This is a genomic window from Paludibaculum fermentans (assembly GCF_051172195.1).
GTDB classification, from domain to species: domain Bacteria; phylum Acidobacteriota; class Terriglobia; order Bryobacterales; family Bryobacteraceae; genus Paludibaculum; species Paludibaculum fermentans_A.
Genome location: NZ_JBPJAQ010000001.1, coordinates 2,046,391 through 2,065,520, shown reverse-complemented (window position 1 = coordinate 2,065,520; position 19,130 = coordinate 2,046,391). Strand labels below are relative to the sequence as shown.

Genomic DNA, 19,130 nt, shown 5'->3' with positions numbered 1-19,130 from the left:
TTACAAGCACCGCCGCCTCATCAACTTACACAGGCGGCTACAATGGTCTTCATGATACCGAAAGTGCGCAAAGCCGTCTACCCGGCCGCAGGACTGGGGACGCGATTCCTGCCTGCCACTAAGGCGATGCCAAAGGAGATGTTGCCCCTTGTGGACAAGCCGCTGATCCAATATGGCATCGAGGAGGCGATCCATTCGGGTATTCACAATATCGTGATCGTCACGGGCCGAGGTAAGACGGCCATCGAAGACCATTTCGACGTGAGTTTTGAGTTGGAGCATCTGCTGGAGACGCGGAAGAAGATGGATGTGCTGGCCGCGATCCGGGGGATCTCGGACATGATCGATGTCGCCTATGTGCGGCAAAAGGAGGCGTTGGGCCTGGGGCATGCGGTGCTGCGGGCCAAAGACCTGGTGGGGCCGGAGCCGTTTGCGGTGGTGTTGTCGGACGACGTGATCGACGCTCCTACGCCATGTCTTCAGCAGTTGCTGAATGTGTACGGGTTTTTCGGGTGTTCGGTGCTGGCGCTGATGGAGGTGCCGAAGGACCAGATTTCGGCGTATGGCGTTGTCCAGGCCGAACCGGTGTCGCATAACGGGGAGAACGGGCGGCTGTTCCGGATCCACAACCTGGTGGAGAAGCCGAAGGCGGAGGATGCGCCCTCGAACCTGGCGATCATTGGGCGGTATATCCTGACGCCGGAGATTTTCCAATCGATTGAGGCGATTGAACCGGGGCGCGGCGGGGAGATCCAGCTGACGGATGCGTTGAAGCACTTGTTGGCGAGCCGGCCGGTGTATGGGTACAAGTTTGAAGGGCAGCGGTTTGATGCGGGCGATAAGTTGGGGTTCCTGCGGGCTACGGTGGAATTTGCATTGAAGAGGGAAGATCTGGGCGGACCGTTCCGGGAGTATTTGAAGTCGATTGCGTTGTAGGGGGGAAGTGATCTCCCGATAGGGGGGAGCTTACGGTTGTTGCCCGGCTCGCTGACGCTCGCGGCTCTGTTTGGTTTAGAGGTGAGTGGTGGGGGCGGTTAGGGCGCCTCCGGCGTTGCCGGTGTTGACCGTCGTGACTGGTTCAAAGAGCAGGACTTGAACTTCTTCCTCGGCCACGGGGCGGTGTTCGACGCCCCGCGGCACGATGATGAATTCGCCTGCTTCGAGCCAGCAGGCGCGGTCGCGGAAATCCATGCGGAAACGGCCCTGGACGACCAGGAACATTTCGTCCTCCGTCTCGTGGTGGTGCCAGACGAACTCGCCCTGGAACTTCACGAGACGGACGGACTGGCCGTTGAGTTCACCTACGGTTTTCGGGCTCCAATGCTCCTGAAACTGCGCGAACTTTTCGCGTAGGCTGACTGGCTGCATGGAGTTCATTCTACACGCCTGCGTGCGGTTTCTACATGTCCATGTAAGGCATGGGCGGGATCTTGCCGAGGAGGCGGGTGTAGACGGTGAGGGCTCCGCGATGGTGGGCGGTGTGGTCTGTGAGGGCGTTGAAGATGGCGATGCGGGGAAGGCCGCCCATGATGGGGCCGGGCGGGAGTTCGGCCATCCAATCGGCTTCGGAGTGGGCTTCGATGGAGGCCTGGAGGGTGGCACAGGCGGTGTCGCACCAGGCGCGGGCGGCGGCGAGGGACGTGACGGCGCGGACTTCGGAGTCCATTTTCTCGAAGTCGAGGCTGAAGCCTTCGGCCGCGAACGCGCCGCCGAGGAACCATTCGATGGTCTGGGCGACGTGGGCGACGACCTGGGCTGAGGTGAACATGCCCGCCTGGGGCGCGAAGCCGGAATCGGCCTCATCCAGGGCGCGGGTAGAGCGGTCGAAGTATTCCTTCATGGCGGCCATCTGGCCGGCAAGCATCTGTTTCATGATGACGCGGGTCTCCTTACGGAGATCCATCATGACGGATTCGACTTAGGGCCTCAAGGGGCTGGTGCAATGACCGTGATCAGCGGACCTCAACGGGCGTCTGTTGCCCTCTGGACGAAGAGAGCAGCCGCAGGAGCAGGAGATCGGAGGGCTGGAAGGTGGTCATGGGCAAATTGGCCATCTCATCCTCGCTCTGCAGGATGTGCTGGCGCACGAGGGCGCGCAGGCTGTCGATGGTGATGCCGAGCGCCTGAGCAGCTTCAGTCTCGTTGTAATAACCCTTGCCGGGCCGGGGGATTGACATAGATTCGGAATCCGCCTCTGTGGGCATTGTATGAGTCCGGGTGGGCGCGCCTGAATCGGGGAATCGGCTGAGTTCGGTGCTCAGTTCATCACCGGTACCCGGACCATGACGGACTATGTACTAAGTACGGGGTGGCGGGCGAATGAGGCGCAAATCAGGCGCTGTGCGTAGATGGTGCGGAGCGAGTGTGCGGGATTCCGGTGGGGCGATGGAGGTTGGGGGGCGGTACACTGAGGGCGCGGAGAACTCTAAATGGCCAAACAACGTGGCAATCCAGGCGCGCATCCGTCGACAGCGGTATTGACCCGCGGATTCGACCCGCGCCTTTCGGTTGGTTCAGCCCGGCCGGCGGTGTTCCGGAGCTCGACTTACGTATTTCCTACGCCCGAAGCGGCGGAGCGCGCTTTCGACCTGGTATCCGGCCGCAAGACGGTGGAACCGGGAGAAGTGCCGGACCTGATTTATTCGCGATTCAATCACCCGAACGCGGAGATCCTGGAGGACCAGATTATTCCCCTGGAAGAGGGGTCGGAGTGGGCGGTGGTCTTCAACTCAGGCATGGCGGCGATTATGACGTCGCTGATGGCGCTGCTGCATCCGGGGGACTGCCTGCTGTACACGGTGCCGTTGTATGGCGGGACGCAGAACCTGGTGCACGATCTGCTGGAGCCGTTCGGGATCCAGTGCAGGGCGGTGGTGGCGGGCCATGCGGCGAACCTGGATGAAGCGATCCGGACGACTCCGAACCTGCGGGTGATCCTGATTGAGACACCGGCGAATCCGACGATGGTGATGACGGACATCAAGCGGGCCTGCATTCTGGCGGGCGAACTGGATCCGAAGCCGGTGGTGATGGTGGACAACACGTTTCTGGGGCCGGCGTTCCAACACCCGATTACGTTGGGGGCGGACCTGGTGCTGTACTCCGCCACAAAGTACCTGGGCGGGTTTAGTGACCTGCTGGCGGGCGTGGCGTTGGGGACGAATCCGGAGATCCAGAAGAAGATCCGGTCGAGGCGCGGGTTGTTCGGCAACATCCTGCAGCCGGACGAGTGCTGGATCCTGGACGGGCGGCTGCCGACGGTGTCGCTGCGCATGAACCGGCAGAGCAAGAACGCGCAGCGGATCGCGGAGAGCCTGGCGCACCGGAAAGAGATCCGCAAGGTTTACTATCCGACGCTGTTCGACGATACAGAGCAGATCAAGATCCGGCTGTCGCAGTGCGACTATCCGGGGGCGATGATTGCGTTGGACCTGCAGGGCGGGAAGACCGCGGCGTTTGAGTTCCTGCGGCATCTGGAACTGGCGCACAATGCGGTGTCGCTGGGCGGGATGGAGACGCTGGTGTGCCATCCGGGGAGTACGACGCATTCGGGCTGTTCGGAGGAGGAGCAGCGGATTGCGGGCATTACGGGCGGGCTGGTGCGGATTTCAGTGGGGTTGGAGGACTGGCGGGACCTGTTGAGGGACTTTGAGCAGGCGCTAGACCACATTGCGGCGACCGTGCTTACCTGAAGAGTACGCGCCAGGTGGTGACAGTTAAGGCGTGAGTGACCATGGCCGCGCGGATGCCGCCCGCGCGGCGGAAGGCTACGCCGTAGAAGACGCCGGCGACTCCGGCGACGAGGGCGAACTGCCAGTTGGGGAACTGGCGGAAGCCGAGGTGCGCGAGTCCGAACAGGATGGAAGCGGCGGCGATGCCGATCCACTGTTGGAGTAGGCCGCGGAAGAAGAATTCCTCACTGAGGGCGACGACCCAGAAGATTCCGACGAAGGTACCGACGGCGCGGAGGGTGGTTTCCTGCCAGGTCCAGGGGGGCCAGGTGAAGGTGGCGAAGCCGGTGAGGGAGGCTAGCGCAAAGACGACGGGCAGGAGGGCGAGGTAGGCGATGGCCCCGATTTTCCACTCGCTGAGTTTGGGCCAGAAGCCGAAGCCGATGCCTTCGGGCTTGCGGTCGTTGAGGACGGCGAGGACACCGGCGCGGATCCAGAGGAGCTGGCCGAGGAATTCGAGGCGGATGTCGGGATGGGGCCGGGCGTAGACGAAGGCGAAGGACTTGAAGATGAGGGGCGCGGCCATGAGGACGACGAAGCCGGTGTCGGTGAAGCGATTGCGCGGCAGCAGGACGAACCAGTAAGAGACGACAGCGATGGCGGTGAGGATGGCGACGACGCTGGCCCAATCGAGGACGTGGAGCGGCCAGGCGTAAAGCAGGTAAGGGACGGGAGCGAGGAGGGTGACGCGTTCGCGGGTCCACCCCTGGCGGGCGCGTTCGGAGGCGAGGCTGAGGTAGGCTGCGACTTCGAGAAGGACAGCGACTGCTACCCAGGGGAGCGAGCCTGCGATATCCTCCATTCCAGTGGGCAGCCACATGATCGCACTCATCATAGCCATCCTAACCTTACAGACGGAGCCACCGCCCGACTTATTGCGGCAGGTGGCGCAGCGCGAGGCCGAGACGGAGTCGGTGCGCAGCCAGTATCTGTACCGGCAGTCGGTGAACATCGAGGAGTACGCGGAGCGGGGCCGGCTGGGCGGGAGTTACCGGGAACTGCGCGAGGTGATTTTTTCGCCGACAGGCGAGCGGAATGAGCAGTTTGCGGAGAAGCCGACGTCGCGGCTGCAGCGGCTGATTCTGACCGATGAGGATTTCCAGGACATCCGCAATATCCAGCCGCTGCTGCTGACTCCAGAGCTGCTGCCTCGGTATCAGGTGAAGTTCCGGGGAGAAGAGACCGTGGACGGGGTGGAGTGCTGGGTGCTGAGCTTGCAGCCACGGCAGATTCTGAGAGGGATGCGATTGTTCGAGGGCGAGATGTGGGTGGACAAGAAGTCGCTGGGGGTGGTGCGGACGTACGGGCAGGCGGTGCCTCCGATTTATGCGCAGGGGCAGGAGAATCTGTTTCCCCGGTTTACTACGTTGCGGCGGGCTTTGGATGGAGTGCATTACTTTCCGGTGCTGACGCATGCGGATGATACGCTGCCGTTCAAGACGGGGCCGCTGCGGATCAAATTGACGATCCGGTATTCGGCGTATAAGAAGTTTGGGAGTGAGTCGACGATTACGTTTGAGGCTCCGGTGGTGAAGTGAGGGGTGGTTGGCTGTTTGGGTTTGGTGGTTTTGGTGGAGACGTCTGCCTGGTTGCGGCGGGCCCCCGGTTACACCGGGGGTAATGCTGGGGCGGGGTTCACCTAAGTTGGGGCGGGGGCTATTTGGGTTTTTGGGCGGCTTCCAGGAGGGCGGCGGCTTCGGTGAAACCTCCCGCTCTTGCCAGATCCAGGGGGGTGCGGCCGGCTTTGTTGCGGAGGCGGGGGTTGGCGCCTTTGGCCAGGAGGACTTGCACGACTTCCAGACGGCCCCAACTGGCCGCTACGTGGAGTGCGGTCGATCCGCTGTCGGCGTCGGGGACGTCGAGTTTCGCTCCCTTTTCCAGCAGGAGTTCCACTACGGATTTCTGACCCGCCAGTGCTGCGTCGTGAAGGGCCGTAGAACCCGATGGCGTCACGGCGTTCACATCAGCGCCATGCTCGATGAGGAGTTCCACGATCTGGCGATGGCCTTTCAGGGCGGCGTCGGAGAGCAGGGGCTTCGGGTTGGCTCCTAAAGAGAGCATCATGGCCACGACGTCGGTTTGACCACGCAGGACGGCTTCGCGGAGCTGGCGTTCCATGCTGAGGGGCGCGCCCTTGGCGGAGAGCAGTTCCATGACGCGGGTGTGTTTGTAGCGCAGGGCCTCGTCCATGGGGGTGGCGTTGGAATTGTCCTTGGCGTTGACATCGGCTCCGGCGGCGAGGAGGACTTCGACGACGTCGGAGTGGCCTTTGACGGCAGCCTCGTGGAGCGGGGTCTGGCCGGATTCTTCGTTGCGGATGTTGACCTTGGCTCCGCGGTCGAGGAGGAGCTTGGCTACGTCGGCGTGGCCTTTCCAGGCGGCTTCGTCGAGGGGCGTGGAGCCGCTGGCATCGCGGATATTGACGTTGGCGCCCTTATCGAGCAGCAAGCGGACGAGTTCGAGGTGACCGCGATTGGCGGCGAGGTGGAGGGCGGTGGCTCCGTTCTTGTAGGCCGCGTTGAGGTCAGCGCCGTTTTTGAGCAGGATTTCGACGACCTGCTGGCGGTTCATGAGGACGGCGTAGTGGAGGGGTGTGGAGCCGGCCTCTTTGTGGCGGGCGTTGACGTTGGCTTTGTAGCTGATGAGGAGTTCGACGATGGCGGATTCACCGCTCCAGGCTGCGTCGTGGAGGGGGGTTCCGCCCAGGGAATCGTAGGCATTGGGATCAGCGCCCTTGGAGAGAAGGGTACCCACCGTTTCGATGTCTCCGCTGCGAGCGGCTGTATGGAGGTCGGAGCAACAGAGGAGGGCCAGCAGCAGGGGGGCGATCATGGGTAGACCGGGAGGCGGCACCGCTCGGGGCACCGCCTCAATTCGATCGTAGTCCTAAACGGTTTGGGTGGATTCTTCGCGAATCGCCATGGGCACGTACTCGCGCTCGTCGTAGCCGAGGTAGACCTGGCGGGGGCGAACGATGCGCTGTTCGGGATCGAGGATCTGTTCCTCCCACTGCGACAGCCAGCCGGGGGTGCGGGGGATGGCGAAGAGGACGGGGAACATCTCGGTGGGGAAGCCCATGGCCTGGTAGATGAGGCCGGAGTAGAAGTCGACGTTGGGATAGAGCTTGCGGCCGACGAAGTAGTCGTCTTCGAGGGCGATGCGCTCGAGTTCGAGGGCGATGTCGAGCAGCGGGTTGCGGCCGGTGACTTCGAAGACTTCAAAGGCCACCTTCTTGATGATCTTGGCGCGGGGGTCGTAGTTCTTGTAGACGCGGTGGCCGAAGCCCATGAGGCGTTGGCCTTCGCCGGCTTTGACGCGGCGGATGAACTCGGGGACGCGGTCTTTGGAACCGATTTCGACCAGCATCTTGAGGACCGCTTCGTTGGCGCCGCCGTGGAGCGGGCCGTAGAGGGCGGCGGCTGCACCGGCGAGGGCGGTGAAGGGATCGCAATGGCTGGAGCCGATGCCGCGCATGGTGGTGGTGGAGCAGTTCTGCTCGTGGTCGGCGTGCAGGATGAACAGGACATCCATGGCGCGTTCCAGCACCGGGTTGGGCTTGAACTTCGTTTCGGTGCCCTTGAACATCATGTTCAGGAAGTTGCCGGCGTAGCTGAGGTCGTTGTCGGGGTAAGCGAACGGCATGCCGACGGAGTGGCGGTAGCAGAAGGCGGCGATGGTGGGCATTTTGGCCACCATGCGTTCGAACTGGATGACGCGGTTCTGAGCGTCGAAGATGTTTTTGACTTCTCGGTAGAAGGTGGAGAGGGCGGCCACGGTGGAGAGGAAGGCGCCCATGGGGTGGGAGTCGTGGCGGAAGCCGTCGATGAACTTTTTAGTCTGCTCGTGGATGATGGTGTGGCTGAGCACGGTCCGCTTGAAATCGTCGAGCTGGGAGCGGGTGGGGAGTTCTCCGAAGTAGAGGAGGTAAGCCACCTCGAGGAAGTCGCTCTGTTCGGCGAGTTGCTCGATGGGATAGCCGCGGTAGCGCAGGATGCCCTTGTCGCCATCGATGAACGTGATGCGGCTTTTGCAGGCGGCGGTGTTCATGAAGCCGGGGTCATAGGCCATGAGGCCGAAGTCTTCCGCGTCGGTCTTGATCTTGCGCAGATCCAGCGCTTTGATCGTTCCATCCTCGATCGGAACTTCGTAGGTCTTACCGGTTCGGTTGTCTGTGATAGAGAGGGTGTCAGGCATAGGGCTACCGCTAACGAAAATTAGTGCCGGGGTGAAACAACGACAATTCTAGCTCATCGGGTGTTTCGGACGCGCAGGCTGGCGCAAAAGCCCTATAATCCGACACATGGCTGCACGTTTCAGGTCCCTCGCTCCCCGTGTCCTCACTCTTTCTGTTTTGTGTGCCGTGCTGGGCTTCGCGCAAGCGAAAAGGCCCATTCTGCACAAGGATTTCGATGCCTGGCGGTCGATTACCGGGCAGACGCTGTCGCGTGATGGCAAGTACCTTGCCTACGCGTACATGCCGCAGGATGGAGACGGGGACCTGGTTGTCCGCGAGCTCGCGACTGGAAAGGAATGGCGCCAGAGTGTAGGCGCGCTGCCACCGCCGGCGATAGTTCCGGTGGATGTGGAGACGCCTCCTCCGCCGCGTACGGTGAAGATCGGTTTCACGAGTGACGGGCAGTATCTGGTGGCGCAGACGTATCCGGCGAAGGCGGCGACCGAGGCTGCGAAGAAGGCGAAGAAGAAGGCCGAGGAGATGCCGAAGCAGGGGCTGCTGATCCTGAAGCTGGGCAGCGGCGACGCCGTGCGCGTGGAGAGCGTGAAGAGCTTCCAGGTGCCGGAGAAGGGCGGGCCGTGGCTGGCTTATCTGAAAGAAGCCGCGGTGGCGGCGAAGCCGACGGATGCGGTGAAGACGACGGAGCAGGATGGAGAAGGCGAGGACCAGGCGCGCGGCGGGGCTGGACGGGGCGCGGCGAGCAAAAAGGAGTACGGCACGGATTTGGTGCTGCGCAACCTGACGAAGGCGGAAGGCGGCGAGCGGACGTTTGCGAACGCGTCGGAGTACACGATCGCGCGGGACGGGAAGACGCTGGTTTACGCGGTTTCTTCGAAGAAAGAAGAGGAGAACGGCGTGTTCGCGGTGGCGACGGGGACGGACGGGGCTCCGGCGGCGCTGGCGTCGGGCAAGGGCAAGTACTCGAAGGTTGTGTGGAGCCGCGAGCAGGACAAGCTGGCGTTCCTGTTTGAGAAGACCGCGCTGGTGTGGGACGGGTCGGCCGGCAAGGCAGTGGAAGTGGTGAATGCCCAGACGGCTGGACTGCCGGCGGGCATGGTGGTGAGCGACAAGGGCGGGGTAAGTTTTTCGAGGGACGGGAAGCGGCTGTATGTTCCGGTGGCGGCTCCTCCGAAGGCCGAGAAGCCGGCGGAAGAGGCGGGTTCCACGGAGGACAAGGTCCTGATGGATCTGTGGCGCTGGAACGACGACATGGTGCAGCCGATGCAGAAGGTGCGGGCGACGCAGGAGCGGAACCGGACGTACCGCGGCGTATATGACATTGCGGCGAAGAAGTATGTGCAGCTGGCGACGCCGGCGATGCAGACGGTGCTGACGACGGACGATGGGCTGTTGGGCCTGGGGCTGGACGACCGGCCGTGGCGGCGGATGATCGACTACGATTCGTCGTACCAGGACGTGTACCTGGTGGACGGCAACAGCGGGCAGCGGAAACTGATGCTGCGGCAACTGCCGGGCGGCGGCGGGCCGGGTGGCGGGGTGCTGCAGATTGCTCCGGACGGCAGGCACGCGTTCTACTACAACGCCAAGGCGTGGCACCTGATGACGCTGCCGGAAGGGGCGTCGAAGAACGTGAGCTCGTCACTGGGGGTAGCGTTCTACGACGAGGAAGACGACACGCCGAATCCGCCCGGGTCGTATGGGCATTCGGGTTGGGCGAAGGACAGCCAGAGTTTCTTCCTGAACGACCAGTACGACGTTTGGCAGGTCTTCACGGATGGGCGGCCGGCGCGGAACCTGACTTCGGGCGACGGCCGAAAGTCGAAGATCCAGTTCCGCCTGCAGCGCGTGGATGCGGTGGACGAGACCGAGGACCGGGGTGTGGATGCGACGAAGCCGTTCACGTTCCGTGCGGAGAGTGAAGAGACGAGGGAGAGCGGATTCTACCGGGTGGCGGGCACGGGCGCTCCGCAGCGGCTGTTGTGGGGCGCGAAGAACTATCGGTTTGCGACGCGGGCGAAGGATGCGGATGTGGTGCTGATTACGGCGTCGCGTTTCGACGAGTTCCCGGACCTGCAGCTGACGAATACAAGTTTTGCGTCTCCGAAGAAGGTGAGCAACGGCGGGGCGCAGATGGAGGGGTTCCTGTGGGGCCAGGGTGAGCTGGTGTCGTTCAAGAACACAGATGGGGTGCCGCTGCGGGCGGCGCTGTACAAGCCGGCGAACTTCGACCCGAAGAAGAAGTACCCGATGATTGTGTACATCTACGAGAAGCTGTCGCAGGGCGTGCATGCGTTTGTGGAGCCGCGGCCGGGGCACAGCATCAACTTCAGCCAGTACACGTCGCAGGGGTATGTGATTCTGACGCCGGACATCGTGTACTCGGTGGGCCATCCGGGTCCGAGTGCGCTGAAGTGCGTGCTGCCGGCGATCCAGTCGGTGGTGGACCTGGGGTTCATCGACGAGAAGCGGATCGGGATCCAGGGGCACAGCTGGGGCGGGTATCAGATCGCGTATATGGTGACGCAGACGAACCGGTTCCGGGCGGCGGAAGCTGGGGCTCCGGTAGGCAATATGACGTCGGCGTATAGCGGGATCCGCTGGGGCAGCGGGATGCCGCGGCAGTTCCAGTATGAGAAGACGCAGAGCCGCATTGGGCCGTCGCTGTACGACAATCCGCTGCTGTATATCGAGAATTCGCCCATTTTCCAGGTGAAGCGGGTGCAGACTCCGATGCTGATCCTGCACGACGACAACGACGATGCGGTGCCGTGGTATCAGGGCATCGAGTTCTTCCTGGCACTGCGGCGGACGGGCAAGGAAGCTTACCTGATGAACTACAACGGCGAGTTGCACGGGCTGCGGCGGAGGCCGGACCAGAAGGACTACGCGATCCGCATGCAGCAGTTCTTCGATTACTTTTTGAAGGATGCGGCGAAGCCGGAGTGGATGGAGAAGGGGATTCCGTTCCTCGAGCGCGAAGAAGAGAAAGAGCGGTTTGAGAAGCTGACGGACCAGCGGTGATCCATGGAGACTGAGCGACTGCAGTTGCTGCCGTGGCGAGCGGGCGACGAGTGGCTGTTGGAGCCGCTGGCCACGGATCCGCTGGTGATGCGCTATATCACCGGCGGGGCGCCGATGACGGCGGAGCAGATTCACGGCTTTGTCGACAGGCAGGTGGCGCTTTACGCCGAGTTGGGTCTATGCCGCTGGAGGCTGGAGCTGAAGGAGACTCGCGAGACGATCGGGTTTGCGGGGGTGGGCCGGCTGACGGGCATGGAGGAGTTGGAGATTGGCTGGTGGCTGGCTCCGGTGCATTGGGGGCGGGGGTATGCGACGGAGGCCGGGCAGGCGGCACTGCGGGATGCGTTTGCGCGGTGCGGGCTGGCGAGTGTGATCTCGATTACACGACCGGAGAATGAGGCGTCGCAGCGGGTGATGCAGCGGATCGGGCTGCGCAACCAGGGCCGGCGGGTGCACGCCGGCCTGGAGCATGTCGTGTATACGACCACTCGGGAGGAGTGGCTGGGGGCAAACTCAGACGGCTCGGGCAGCGGTGGTTGAGATCGCCTGGCCGGCGGCTTCGCGCAGGAAGGCTACGCCTTCGCTGGCGATGGAGTCGACGGTGGGGGCGAGGTCGCGCCAGATGCAGGCCGCGGCCGCGATTTCCTTGACCCGGGAGCCGAAGCTTTCGATGACGCACCAGTCGTCGTAGCCGGTGTCGCGCAGGGCGGCGAAGACGCCGGTCCATTCCACATTGCCGGTGCCGGGGATGCCGCGATCGTTTTCGCAGGTGTGGACATGGGCGACGTGCTGGCCGAGGCCACGGATGGAGTCGCCGGCATGTTTGTCTTCGATATTGGAATGGAAGGTATCGAAGAGGATGCCGATGTAGGGATCGTGGACTTCGGCACAGAGCTTGGCGCCGTCGGCGGCGGTGTTGAGGACGTAGGTTTCGAAGCGGTTTAGAGGCTCCACTGCGAGGGTGACGTCGTGGGCGCGCAGGATGGGCGCGAGGGCCTTGAGTTCGTCGACGCCGCGTTTCCATTCATCCTCGGTGCGGCGGCGGCCGGGCAGGTAGCCGACAGGCGAGAGGTAGGGGCCAACGAAGACGGGAGAGCCGATTTCGGCGGCGGTTTCGATGCCGCGTTTGACGAAGTCGCGGGCGCGATCGCGGATGGAAGGGTCGTCGGAGACGAGGCTGAGGTCGCCGGTGAGGGCGGAGCAGAACGTCACTTCGAGACCTTCGTTGTGGGCGGCTTCGCGAATGAGGCGCGCGGGGAAGCCGTCGAAGGCGAACCGGGCAACCTCCACTCCGTCGAAGCCCCAGGACTTGATCTTTGCCAGCAGGGGCAGATGGTCCAAATCAAATGCGGCGGTCCAGAGGAGAGTATTGATGCCGAATTTCATAATGCGGGGTCCTTAGGATGGGTGGTAGCTGAGCACAAACTGGCGGGTGCGGCCCGCACAGGGTTCGATCGGGCTATTGAAAGGGCCGACGCCCCGGATACCAGGGATGACGTTGGCTGTCATAGGGCGCCTTCGAGCTTATCGCATCGGTTCATGCGGTGGGGTCCCCGGAGAAGATGCGGAGGAGTTCCAGGGGCTGATCGGCGCTGGTATTGAGGATGTCGAGACCGCGGCGGGCGCGCTCGCCGGTGATGAAGAGCTCGTCGGGCGTGAGTTTGCCGTCGTGGAGGGCGTGAGGGGCCTGGATATCGACCTTGGAGACAAGGCCCCGGCCGCGGAGGCAGAACAGCGCCGCGGGTCCGTTGACTTGGAGATGGCGAGACTCGCCTGGCCGCAACTTCCACTGGTCGGAGCAGGGGCCGAGTTCCACGTCGTCGAGGGGCTGGAGGGTGAGGTCGTCGTTGCTCCACCGGGCGAGGACATTCCAGCCGGGCGCGTGCGCGCCGAGGTACCAGTCGGGGAGTTTTTCGAAGGCGTCGCGGAGGGGGATGCGGCGGGCTCCGATAGCGATGCAACTGAGGTGAGGTTCGGAGATGGAGGCGATCCAACGTTCTCCGTTTTCGGCGAAATTAGGGGCGAGGCGGACCACGCCTTCTCCAGCGGCGACGGCTCCGCGCAATAGCGTAACGCTGGGCATGACGGATTCATCCTACACCCCGGACGAGCGGGTGGGCGAGGAGCGAGTCAGGGTCTACGGCTAGACCATGCTGGCGCCACCGCCGGCCTGGACGTTCTGGCCGGTGATCCAGCGGGCTTCCTCTGAACAGAGCCAAGCCACGACTTCGGCTACGTCGGCGGGCTGGCCTACGCGCCCAAGAGGCGACATACCGGCGGCCATGGCCACGAGCGGGGGGAACTGGTTCAACATATCCGTGTCGGTGAAGCCAGGGGAGACGGTGTTGACGGTGATGCCGCGGGGGCCGAGTTCGCGGGCCAGGACGCGGGTGAACTGCTCGATGGCGGCCTTACTGCCGCAATAGATGGCTCCGCCGGCGGGGCTGGAGACTGTGGCTCCGGTGGAGATTGAGACGATGCGGCCGCCGTTGCGGAGGCGGAGGGCCGCTTCGCGGCAGCAGAAGTAAGTGCCGCGGGCGTTGACGGAGAAAACCTGGTCGAACTGTTCCTCAGTGGATGGCGCGACGGGCTGGAAGTTTGCGACGCCGGCATTGTTGATGAGGAAGTCGACGGGACCGAGGGTGGATTCGGCGGTGTCGAATAGGCGGCGGATGTCGGCTACCACGGAGACGTCGGCCTGGACGGCGAGGCCGCCAGTTTCGGCCGCGAGGGATTCGGCATCGGCGGCGGAGCGAGTGTAGTTGATAACGACGCGAGCTCCGGCGGAGGCCAGGCTGGAGGCGATGGCGCGCCCGATGCCACGCGACGCGCCGGTGACGATGGCGGTCTTCCCGAGCAAACTGTGTGACGACATGTTAGCCAGGATAGCGCCCGGACCCGTGAGTCCGGGCGCGCCTTGCTACTGGAGCTTCACTTTCAGGATGGTGAGGGAGTGCTTGGGGAAGGTGTAAGTGAAGCCGTTCTTCTCGACCTTGGCGGTGTAGGTGGAGTTGACGGGGACGATCTTCTTATCGGCGCCGAAGGTGTGGGTGGCCTTCAGGTCGTCGTAGTTCATGGTCCAGACGCCGACGGCGGGTTGCACGGCGCCTTCGACGTTGTCGACGCGGGTGGCGATGTCGAGCTTCTCGCTGCGGTTCAGGACGTTGACGTAGAGCGCGTTCTCTTTGGTGTTGTGGGTGACGGAGACGTCGAGGTAGCCCAGCGGTTTGCGGCCTGGGGCGGGCGTATAAGTGGGGGCGGTGACCAGCGCGTTCAGCGACATGTTGTTGCGCTGTTTGCCGTATTCCGCGATGGGGAAGAAGATGGGCTGCAGGAAGAGCCCCTGCTTGTTGGTGAAGATGGGGGCGATGACGTTCACGAGCTGCGCCAGATTGGCCATTTTGACGACGTCGGCGTGGCGGATGAACGAGTTGAAGAACATGCCCATGGCGAGGGCGTCTTCGTAGTTGTAGATCTCTTCCAGACGGGTGGCGCCGGTCGCGAATTCGCTGTTGCTGCGGGCGCGATACCAGACGTTCCACTCGTCGTAGGCGATGTGGATGGGGCGCGGATTGCGCTGTCCCGCCTGGGCGGCCCGGATCAGACCGGCGACGACTTCAATGCGTTCATCCAGGTCCTGGGAGGTGGCGAGGAAGCGCTCGAAGTTATTGTCGCTGTTGCCGATGTAGGTGTGGAGCGAGATGTAGTCGATTTCTGTGCGCAGGTGCTGTAGGATTTCGCGGTTCCAGGCGATCCAGTCGGAGTTGGGACCGAAATTGGAGGAACCGCTGGCGATCAACTGGATGGAGGAGTCGACGCGGCGCATGGCCTTGGCGGCTTCGAGGGCAAATTTCGAATAGTCTTCGGCGTTCTTATGGCCGAGCTGCCAGGGTCCGTCGATCTCGTTGCCGAGACCCCAGATCTTCACGTTGTAGGGTTTGTCGCGGCCGTTTTTGCGGCGCTGGTCGGCCCAGTAGGTGCTGCGGCTTTCGTTGACGTATTCGACCCACTCGCGGGCTTCGTTGACGGTGCCGTAACCGGCGTTGACGCAGATGTAGGGAGTGACGCCGAGGCGTTCGCAGTATTGGAGGAATTCGTCGGTACCGAAGCGGTTGGAATCGAGGTCGCCCCAGGCATGGTCGGGGCGGACGGGGCGCTGGTCCTTGGGGCCGATGCCATCCTTCCAGTTGTAGCCGGAGGCGAAGTTGCCGCCGGGCCAGCGAAGGAGGGAGACGCCGAGGTTTTTGGTAGCCTCCATGACGTCTTTTCTGAAACCGCTTGCATCAGAAAGCGAGCTACCTTCCTCGTAGATGCCGCCGTAGATGCAGCGGCCGAGGTGCTCGGCAAAATTGCCGAACATGTAGGGATGGACTTCGCCGACTTTGCGATCCGTATCGATCTTGATGCGAGCCTGAGGGCTTTGAGCGTGGGCTAACGAGAGAGACAAGGCGATGGCGGTGAGCGCCAGGTGCCGGGCACGAAACATAGGGCCTCCAGAAGGACTGCGAAGATTCCTGGGTATTCTATCGAGAAAGCGGGGCAGGTGCACGGGGCGATGGGAGCGGTCGATAGGCAGGGTTCTTTGAAAGGGCTTCCAGGGGGAAGACGGGCAGAGGAGAGGCGGTGGAGGGGAAGCTTGCGAGGGAAGAAGAGGTGGTTGGTGCCCGGGGCGGGGATCGAACCCGCACGACCCTTTCGGGTCAACGGATTTTAAGTCCGTTGCGTCTGCCAGTTTCGCCACCCGGGCAAGCTGAAAAGAAAGGACTTACTGACGAAGTTCAGAGCCTGTTGATTCCAGTGTAGCGGAAACCGGGGAGACTGCCCGGGTTGCCTGCGGCTCGAACCGGCTCCAAGGGTTGTTGAAGGCGGATTAACCTATCCAAAGATAAGCGGCTGATTCAGAACTTAAAGTCCTGATATGAGTGAAGCTGCCTGCGGCTCGCGCCGATGGGAAGACAATGCAAGCACAAGCCACAACCTGGTTTCCCTGGAAGGATGCCTACTCCGTTCGGGTGCCAGAGATCGATGCGCAACACAAGCGCCTGGTTGAATTGATCAACCGTTTACAGGACGCAATGCTCCAGGGGCAGGGCAAGGCCGTGATTGAGTCGGTCCTGAATGATCTGGACGAGTACACGAGGACCCATTTCGCCTTCGAAGAACAGCTATTGGCCAAGCACGGCTACTCCAGGCTGATCGGGCACGAAGCGCAGCACAGAGGGTTTATCGGGAAGCTGACGCAACTCCGCGAGGAATACCGTTCCGGGTCCATCACGATGTCGGTGCAGGTGATGGAGTTCATGAAGGACTGGCTGACGCAGCACATCATGCAGGAAGACCAGGCGTATTCCGCGCACCTCGTCAAGGCATTCAGCAATTGAGACTTTTCCGCGCTGATCGCACCTTTTGACCAGATCCACATCCAGCGCAGTGCCCGGAGTCCTGGACCGGCAGGGCCGGCATGATTCCGGGCTTGTCACCATTTGCTTTCATCGCTTTAGATTCGAGAAGACGCCCTGAGTGGCACGAATAACCAGATTAGACGCAGTACCAGCATAACCTATCTAATGATATTTAGCCCTCTTTATACTATTTAAAAACATGCACTAGAGCAGTGTAAGGCTGCTGACGATCTGAGACACATGCAAGCCACCACCAACGTATGGTTCCCCTGGAAAGAGGCCTATTCTGTCCAGGTGCCGGAGATTGACGCGCAACACAAGCGGCTGGTTGAGATCATCAATCGCCTGCAGGACGCCATGCTCCAAGGGAAGGGCAAGACTGTGATCAATTCAGTACTGGTGGACCTCGAAGAGTACACCAAGTACCACTTCAAGTTTGAAGAGGAGCTGCTGGTGCGGCATTCGTACCCCAAGATTCTGACGCAGGAAGCCCAGCACCGTGGATTCGAGGCGAAGCTGAACAAGTTCCACCAGGAGTACACCTCAGGCTCCCTGACGATGTCGGTGACGGTGATGGATTTCCTGAGGGATTGGCTCACGCAGCACATCATGCAGGAAGACAGGGCTTACACGACGCACATGGTGGCGGCGATGGGGAAGTAAGCTGCGAACTGGAAAGGGGAGTGCCCGGCCCGGAGGCTTACTGTGGGGCCGGGGGGGACAGCGGTCGACACTCCTCCTGGCTCAGGTACGATGGAGCCCTCCCATTGAGAGATAGGTCCGGGTAGGACTTTAGCTCGTAAAGTAAGCGATACCGGAACACCCTCCGCCGACGTCCAATGTAACGGATAATGAAAGTATCCGACATCGGCTGGAAAGGGACCTCCCCCACATGAAGCAGCTCTGCGCGGCGTTACTGGGCGCCGTGTCACTGGTCATCCCGGTTTGTGCGCAGACTGCGCCGCCCGTTCGATCCGCGTCCGTCCACTCGCCTTACGGCGAAGCGCCCACACTGCCCGCAACCATACCGGCACGGCCCAAAGCCGGCCCTGTGCCCATCATGCGCGCGTCGGAAGTCAAAGCCGGCATGCACGGCATCGCGTGGACCGTATTCCAGGGCACAGAACCGGAGGCGATTCCGGTGGAGATCATTGGTCCGTGGAAGAACGCCTGGGGTCCGCGGCAGGATGTGATCCTGGCCAAGCTGGGCGGTAAGGCCGCGAAGACGAATGTAGCCGGCGGCATGAGTGGGAGCCCAGTCTATATTGACGGGAAGCTGGTGGGTGCGATTGCGCTGCGCATCAGTGTGTTCTCCCCGGACGCGATCTGCGGCATCACACCGATCGAGCAGATGCTGGAGATCAACGCGATTGACGAGACGCGGCCGGCGAATCCGAAGTCACCGCAGCAGCCGACGGCGCGGGCGGAGCTGACTCCTCCGGCTTCGTTGCTGGACCCTTCCGCGCGGCTGGTGCAGATCGACACCCCGTTGACATTCTCGGGCTTCAACGAAGCCACGCTGCGCGAGTTCAAACCGTATTTCGACCAGATGGGCATCACCGCGGTGCAGGGCGGAGCAGCCGGCGCCGTGACCTCTTCGAAGCCTGCCGCCGGGTGGCAGAATGCGCTGCAGCCGGGTGAGGCGATCGCGGGGGTGCTGGTTTCCGGCGACATGAGTATCACGGGCCTGGGCACGGTCACCTATAACGATGGCAAGCGGGTGCTGGGTTTTGGGCACAGCTTCTTCAACCTGGGTCCGTTGAGCATGCCGATGAGCAAGGGTGAAGTGCTGATGGTGCTGAGCTCGGCGTTCCAACCGAACAAATTCGCGAATGCGACGGAGATTGCGGGCGCACTGTACCAGGACCGGCATTCCGGCATTATGGGCGAGTTGGGTGCGTCGGCCACGACGATTCCGGTGGATTTGAAGGTGCGGGTACAGCCGATGCCAGGCGGCCCGATAGTGGAGAAGAAGTATCACTTCGATGCGTTCATTCACCCGAAGTGGACTCCGTTCCTGATGATGCTGACGACGTTCAATACGCTGAACGACATCAACTCGGCGGCGGCGGATGAGGCCACGTTCAAGTTGAATGGCAAAGTGGAATTCGACGGGCTGGAGACGCTGCAGGCGAGTACGACGGTGGTGAGCGGTGATTCGCCGATGCCGGCGCCGATGCAGATCGGCTCGTGGTGGGCGGAGAAGTTCAGCCGGCTGTTCTCGAATCCGCGTGAGATTCCGAAGGTGAAACACGTGGAAGTCGTAGTGGAGATGCATGCGGAGCGGCGAATGACGACGGTGGAGAGCGCGTGGCTGGACAGCTCGGAAGTTTCGCCGGGTGGAGAACTGACGGGCAAAGTGGCGCTGCGTCCATGGCGCGGCGAGCGGGTGCTGCGCGACTTCAAGGTGAAAGTGCCGGAGAGCATGACGCGGGGCGACCACCGGCTGCTGCTGAGCGACTCGGACACATTGAACCGTACACAGTTGATGGCGGGCATGATGAATCGCACGCTGGACCTGACGCAGACAGTCTCGCTGATCAATCAGGAACGATCGAACGACCGGTTGTATGTATCGCTGGTGGATCCGCGGCCGACGGTGTACGCCGACGACCGGGCGCTGGCGGACGTACCGACGTCGGTGTTAAACGTGATGCAGTCCGGAAGGGGCGGACGCCCGATGGCGGCGACCGCAGAAACAGCGCATCTGGTGGAATCGATCCCATTCGACCAGGTTGTGAGCGGCAACGCCGCCCTGCGCTTCACGGTGAAGTAGAAGGC

At 62.5% G+C, this 19,130-nt stretch carries 18 protein-coding genes and 1 tRNA gene; 8 read left to right on the top strand and 11 right to left on the bottom strand.

Going from position 1 to position 19,130, the window contains the following annotated elements; genetic code table 11:
- The first annotated feature begins 51 nt into the window (after positions 1-51).
- On the top strand, positions 52-936 hold the full coding sequence (gene galU / locus ACR9Y2_RS08385; protein WP_435044839.1) for a UTP--glucose-1-phosphate uridylyltransferase GalU: 885 nt from the start codon (positions 52-54) through the stop codon (positions 934-936).
- Between the two features lie 75 nt (positions 937-1,011).
- Here the strand turns inward: galU and ACR9Y2_RS08380 are convergent, their stop codons facing one another.
- The 3 genes from ACR9Y2_RS08380 to ACR9Y2_RS08370 form a co-directional block, all read right to left on the bottom strand.
- On the bottom strand, positions 1,012-1,368 hold the full coding sequence (locus ACR9Y2_RS08380) for a cupin domain-containing protein (protein WP_435040644.1): 357 nt from the start codon (positions 1,366-1,368) through the stop codon (positions 1,012-1,014).
- A gap of 31 nt (positions 1,369-1,399) precedes the next feature.
- On the bottom strand, positions 1,400-1,873 hold the full coding sequence (locus ACR9Y2_RS08375) for a DinB family protein (RefSeq protein WP_435040643.1): 474 nt from the start codon (positions 1,871-1,873) through the stop codon (positions 1,400-1,402).
- A gap of 79 nt (positions 1,874-1,952) precedes the next feature.
- The gene (locus ACR9Y2_RS08370) at positions 1,953-2,177 is read right to left on the bottom strand and encodes a hypothetical protein (protein ID WP_435040642.1); all 225 of its coding nucleotides are present in this window, start codon (positions 2,175-2,177) and stop codon (positions 1,953-1,955) included.
- A gap of 252 nt (positions 2,178-2,429) precedes the next feature.
- Between ACR9Y2_RS08370 and ACR9Y2_RS08365 the strand changes: the two genes are divergently transcribed.
- Positions 2,430-3,692: a trans-sulfuration enzyme family protein gene (locus tag ACR9Y2_RS08365; RefSeq protein WP_435040641.1), complete on the top strand. Its 1,263-nt coding sequence runs from the start codon at positions 2,430-2,432 to the stop codon at positions 3,690-3,692.
- Here the strand turns inward: ACR9Y2_RS08365 and ACR9Y2_RS08360 are convergent.
- The gene (locus tag ACR9Y2_RS08360; protein WP_435040640.1) at positions 3,685-4,551 is read right to left on the bottom strand and encodes a CPBP family glutamic-type intramembrane protease; all 867 of its coding nucleotides are present in this window, start codon (positions 4,549-4,551) and stop codon (positions 3,685-3,687) included. The two genes, ACR9Y2_RS08365 and ACR9Y2_RS08360, sit on opposite strands and share 8 nt — an antisense overlap.
- Here ACR9Y2_RS08360 and ACR9Y2_RS08355 point away from each other — a divergent pair.
- On the top strand, positions 4,550-5,269 hold the full coding sequence (locus tag ACR9Y2_RS08355) for a hypothetical protein (RefSeq protein ID WP_435040639.1): 720 nt from the start codon (positions 4,550-4,552) through the stop codon (positions 5,267-5,269). The genes ACR9Y2_RS08360 and ACR9Y2_RS08355 overlap by 2 nt on opposite strands.
- Before the next feature lie 118 nt (positions 5,270-5,387).
- On the opposite strand, the gene ACR9Y2_RS08350 is transcribed toward ACR9Y2_RS08355, so the two are convergent.
- Positions 5,388-6,563 carry an ankyrin repeat domain-containing protein gene (locus ACR9Y2_RS08350; RefSeq protein ID WP_435040638.1) on the bottom strand — a complete coding sequence of 392 codons (1,176 nt, stop codon included), beginning with the start codon at positions 6,561-6,563 and terminating at the stop codon, positions 5,388-5,390.
- Between the two features lie 54 nt (positions 6,564-6,617).
- Positions 6,618-7,925 carry a citrate synthase gene (locus ACR9Y2_RS08345; protein WP_435040637.1) on the bottom strand — a complete coding sequence of 436 codons (1,308 nt, stop codon included), beginning with the start codon at positions 7,923-7,925 and terminating at the stop codon, positions 6,618-6,620.
- A gap of 106 nt (positions 7,926-8,031) precedes the next feature.
- Between ACR9Y2_RS08345 and ACR9Y2_RS08340 the strand changes: the two genes are divergently transcribed.
- Both ACR9Y2_RS08340 and ACR9Y2_RS08335 read left to right on the top strand, forming a co-directional pair.
- A complete protein-coding gene (locus tag ACR9Y2_RS08340) occupies positions 8,032-10,947 on the top strand; it encodes an alpha/beta hydrolase family protein (RefSeq protein ID WP_435040636.1) in 2,916 nt (971 codons plus the stop codon).
- Positions 10,948-10,950: 3 nt separating this feature from the next.
- Positions 10,951-11,487, top strand: a complete 537-nt coding sequence (locus tag ACR9Y2_RS08335) for a GNAT family N-acetyltransferase (protein ID WP_435040635.1) — start codon at positions 10,951-10,953, stop codon at positions 11,485-11,487.
- Here the strand turns inward: ACR9Y2_RS08335 and ACR9Y2_RS08330 are convergent.
- The 5 genes from ACR9Y2_RS08330 to ACR9Y2_RS08310 form a co-directional block, all read right to left on the bottom strand.
- Positions 11,461-12,333: a sugar phosphate isomerase/epimerase family protein gene (locus ACR9Y2_RS08330; RefSeq protein WP_435040634.1), complete on the bottom strand. Its 873-nt coding sequence runs from the start codon at positions 12,331-12,333 to the stop codon at positions 11,461-11,463. The two genes, ACR9Y2_RS08335 and ACR9Y2_RS08330, sit on opposite strands and share 27 nt — an antisense overlap.
- A 151-nt stretch (positions 12,334-12,484) precedes the next feature.
- A complete protein-coding gene (locus ACR9Y2_RS08325; protein WP_435040633.1) occupies positions 12,485-13,030 on the bottom strand; it encodes a hypothetical protein in 546 nt (181 codons plus the stop codon).
- Between the two features lie 60 nt (positions 13,031-13,090).
- Positions 13,091-13,822 (bottom strand): SDR family oxidoreductase, encoded by a 732-nt coding sequence (locus ACR9Y2_RS08320; RefSeq protein ID WP_435040632.1) that lies wholly within the window; start codon positions 13,820-13,822, stop codon positions 13,091-13,093.
- A 45-nt stretch (positions 13,823-13,867) separates the two neighbouring features.
- On the bottom strand, positions 13,868-15,433 hold the full coding sequence (locus ACR9Y2_RS08315) for an alpha-N-arabinofuranosidase (protein ID WP_435040631.1): 1,566 nt from the start codon (positions 15,431-15,433) through the stop codon (positions 13,868-13,870).
- A gap of 172 nt (positions 15,434-15,605) precedes the next feature.
- A tRNA-Leu gene (locus ACR9Y2_RS08310) sits at positions 15,606-15,694 on the bottom strand.
- A gap of 211 nt (positions 15,695-15,905) precedes the next feature.
- On the opposite strand from ACR9Y2_RS08310, the gene ACR9Y2_RS08305 reads away from it, so the two are divergent.
- The 3 genes from ACR9Y2_RS08305 to ACR9Y2_RS08295 all read left to right on the top strand — a co-directional run bounded on the left by ACR9Y2_RS08305 (position 15,906) and on the right by ACR9Y2_RS08295 (position 19,125).
- Positions 15,906-16,328 (top strand): bacteriohemerythrin, encoded by a 423-nt coding sequence (locus ACR9Y2_RS08305; RefSeq protein WP_435040630.1) that lies wholly within the window; start codon positions 15,906-15,908, stop codon positions 16,326-16,328.
- Positions 16,329-16,589: 261 nt separating this feature from the next.
- A complete protein-coding gene (locus ACR9Y2_RS08300) occupies positions 16,590-17,012 on the top strand; it encodes a bacteriohemerythrin (RefSeq protein ID WP_435040628.1) in 423 nt (140 codons plus the stop codon).
- A 229-nt stretch (positions 17,013-17,241) separates the two neighbouring features.
- Positions 17,242-19,125: a hypothetical protein gene (locus ACR9Y2_RS08295; protein WP_435040626.1), complete on the top strand. Its 1,884-nt coding sequence runs from the start codon at positions 17,242-17,244 to the stop codon at positions 19,123-19,125.
- Positions 19,126-19,130: the final 5 nt, after the last annotated feature.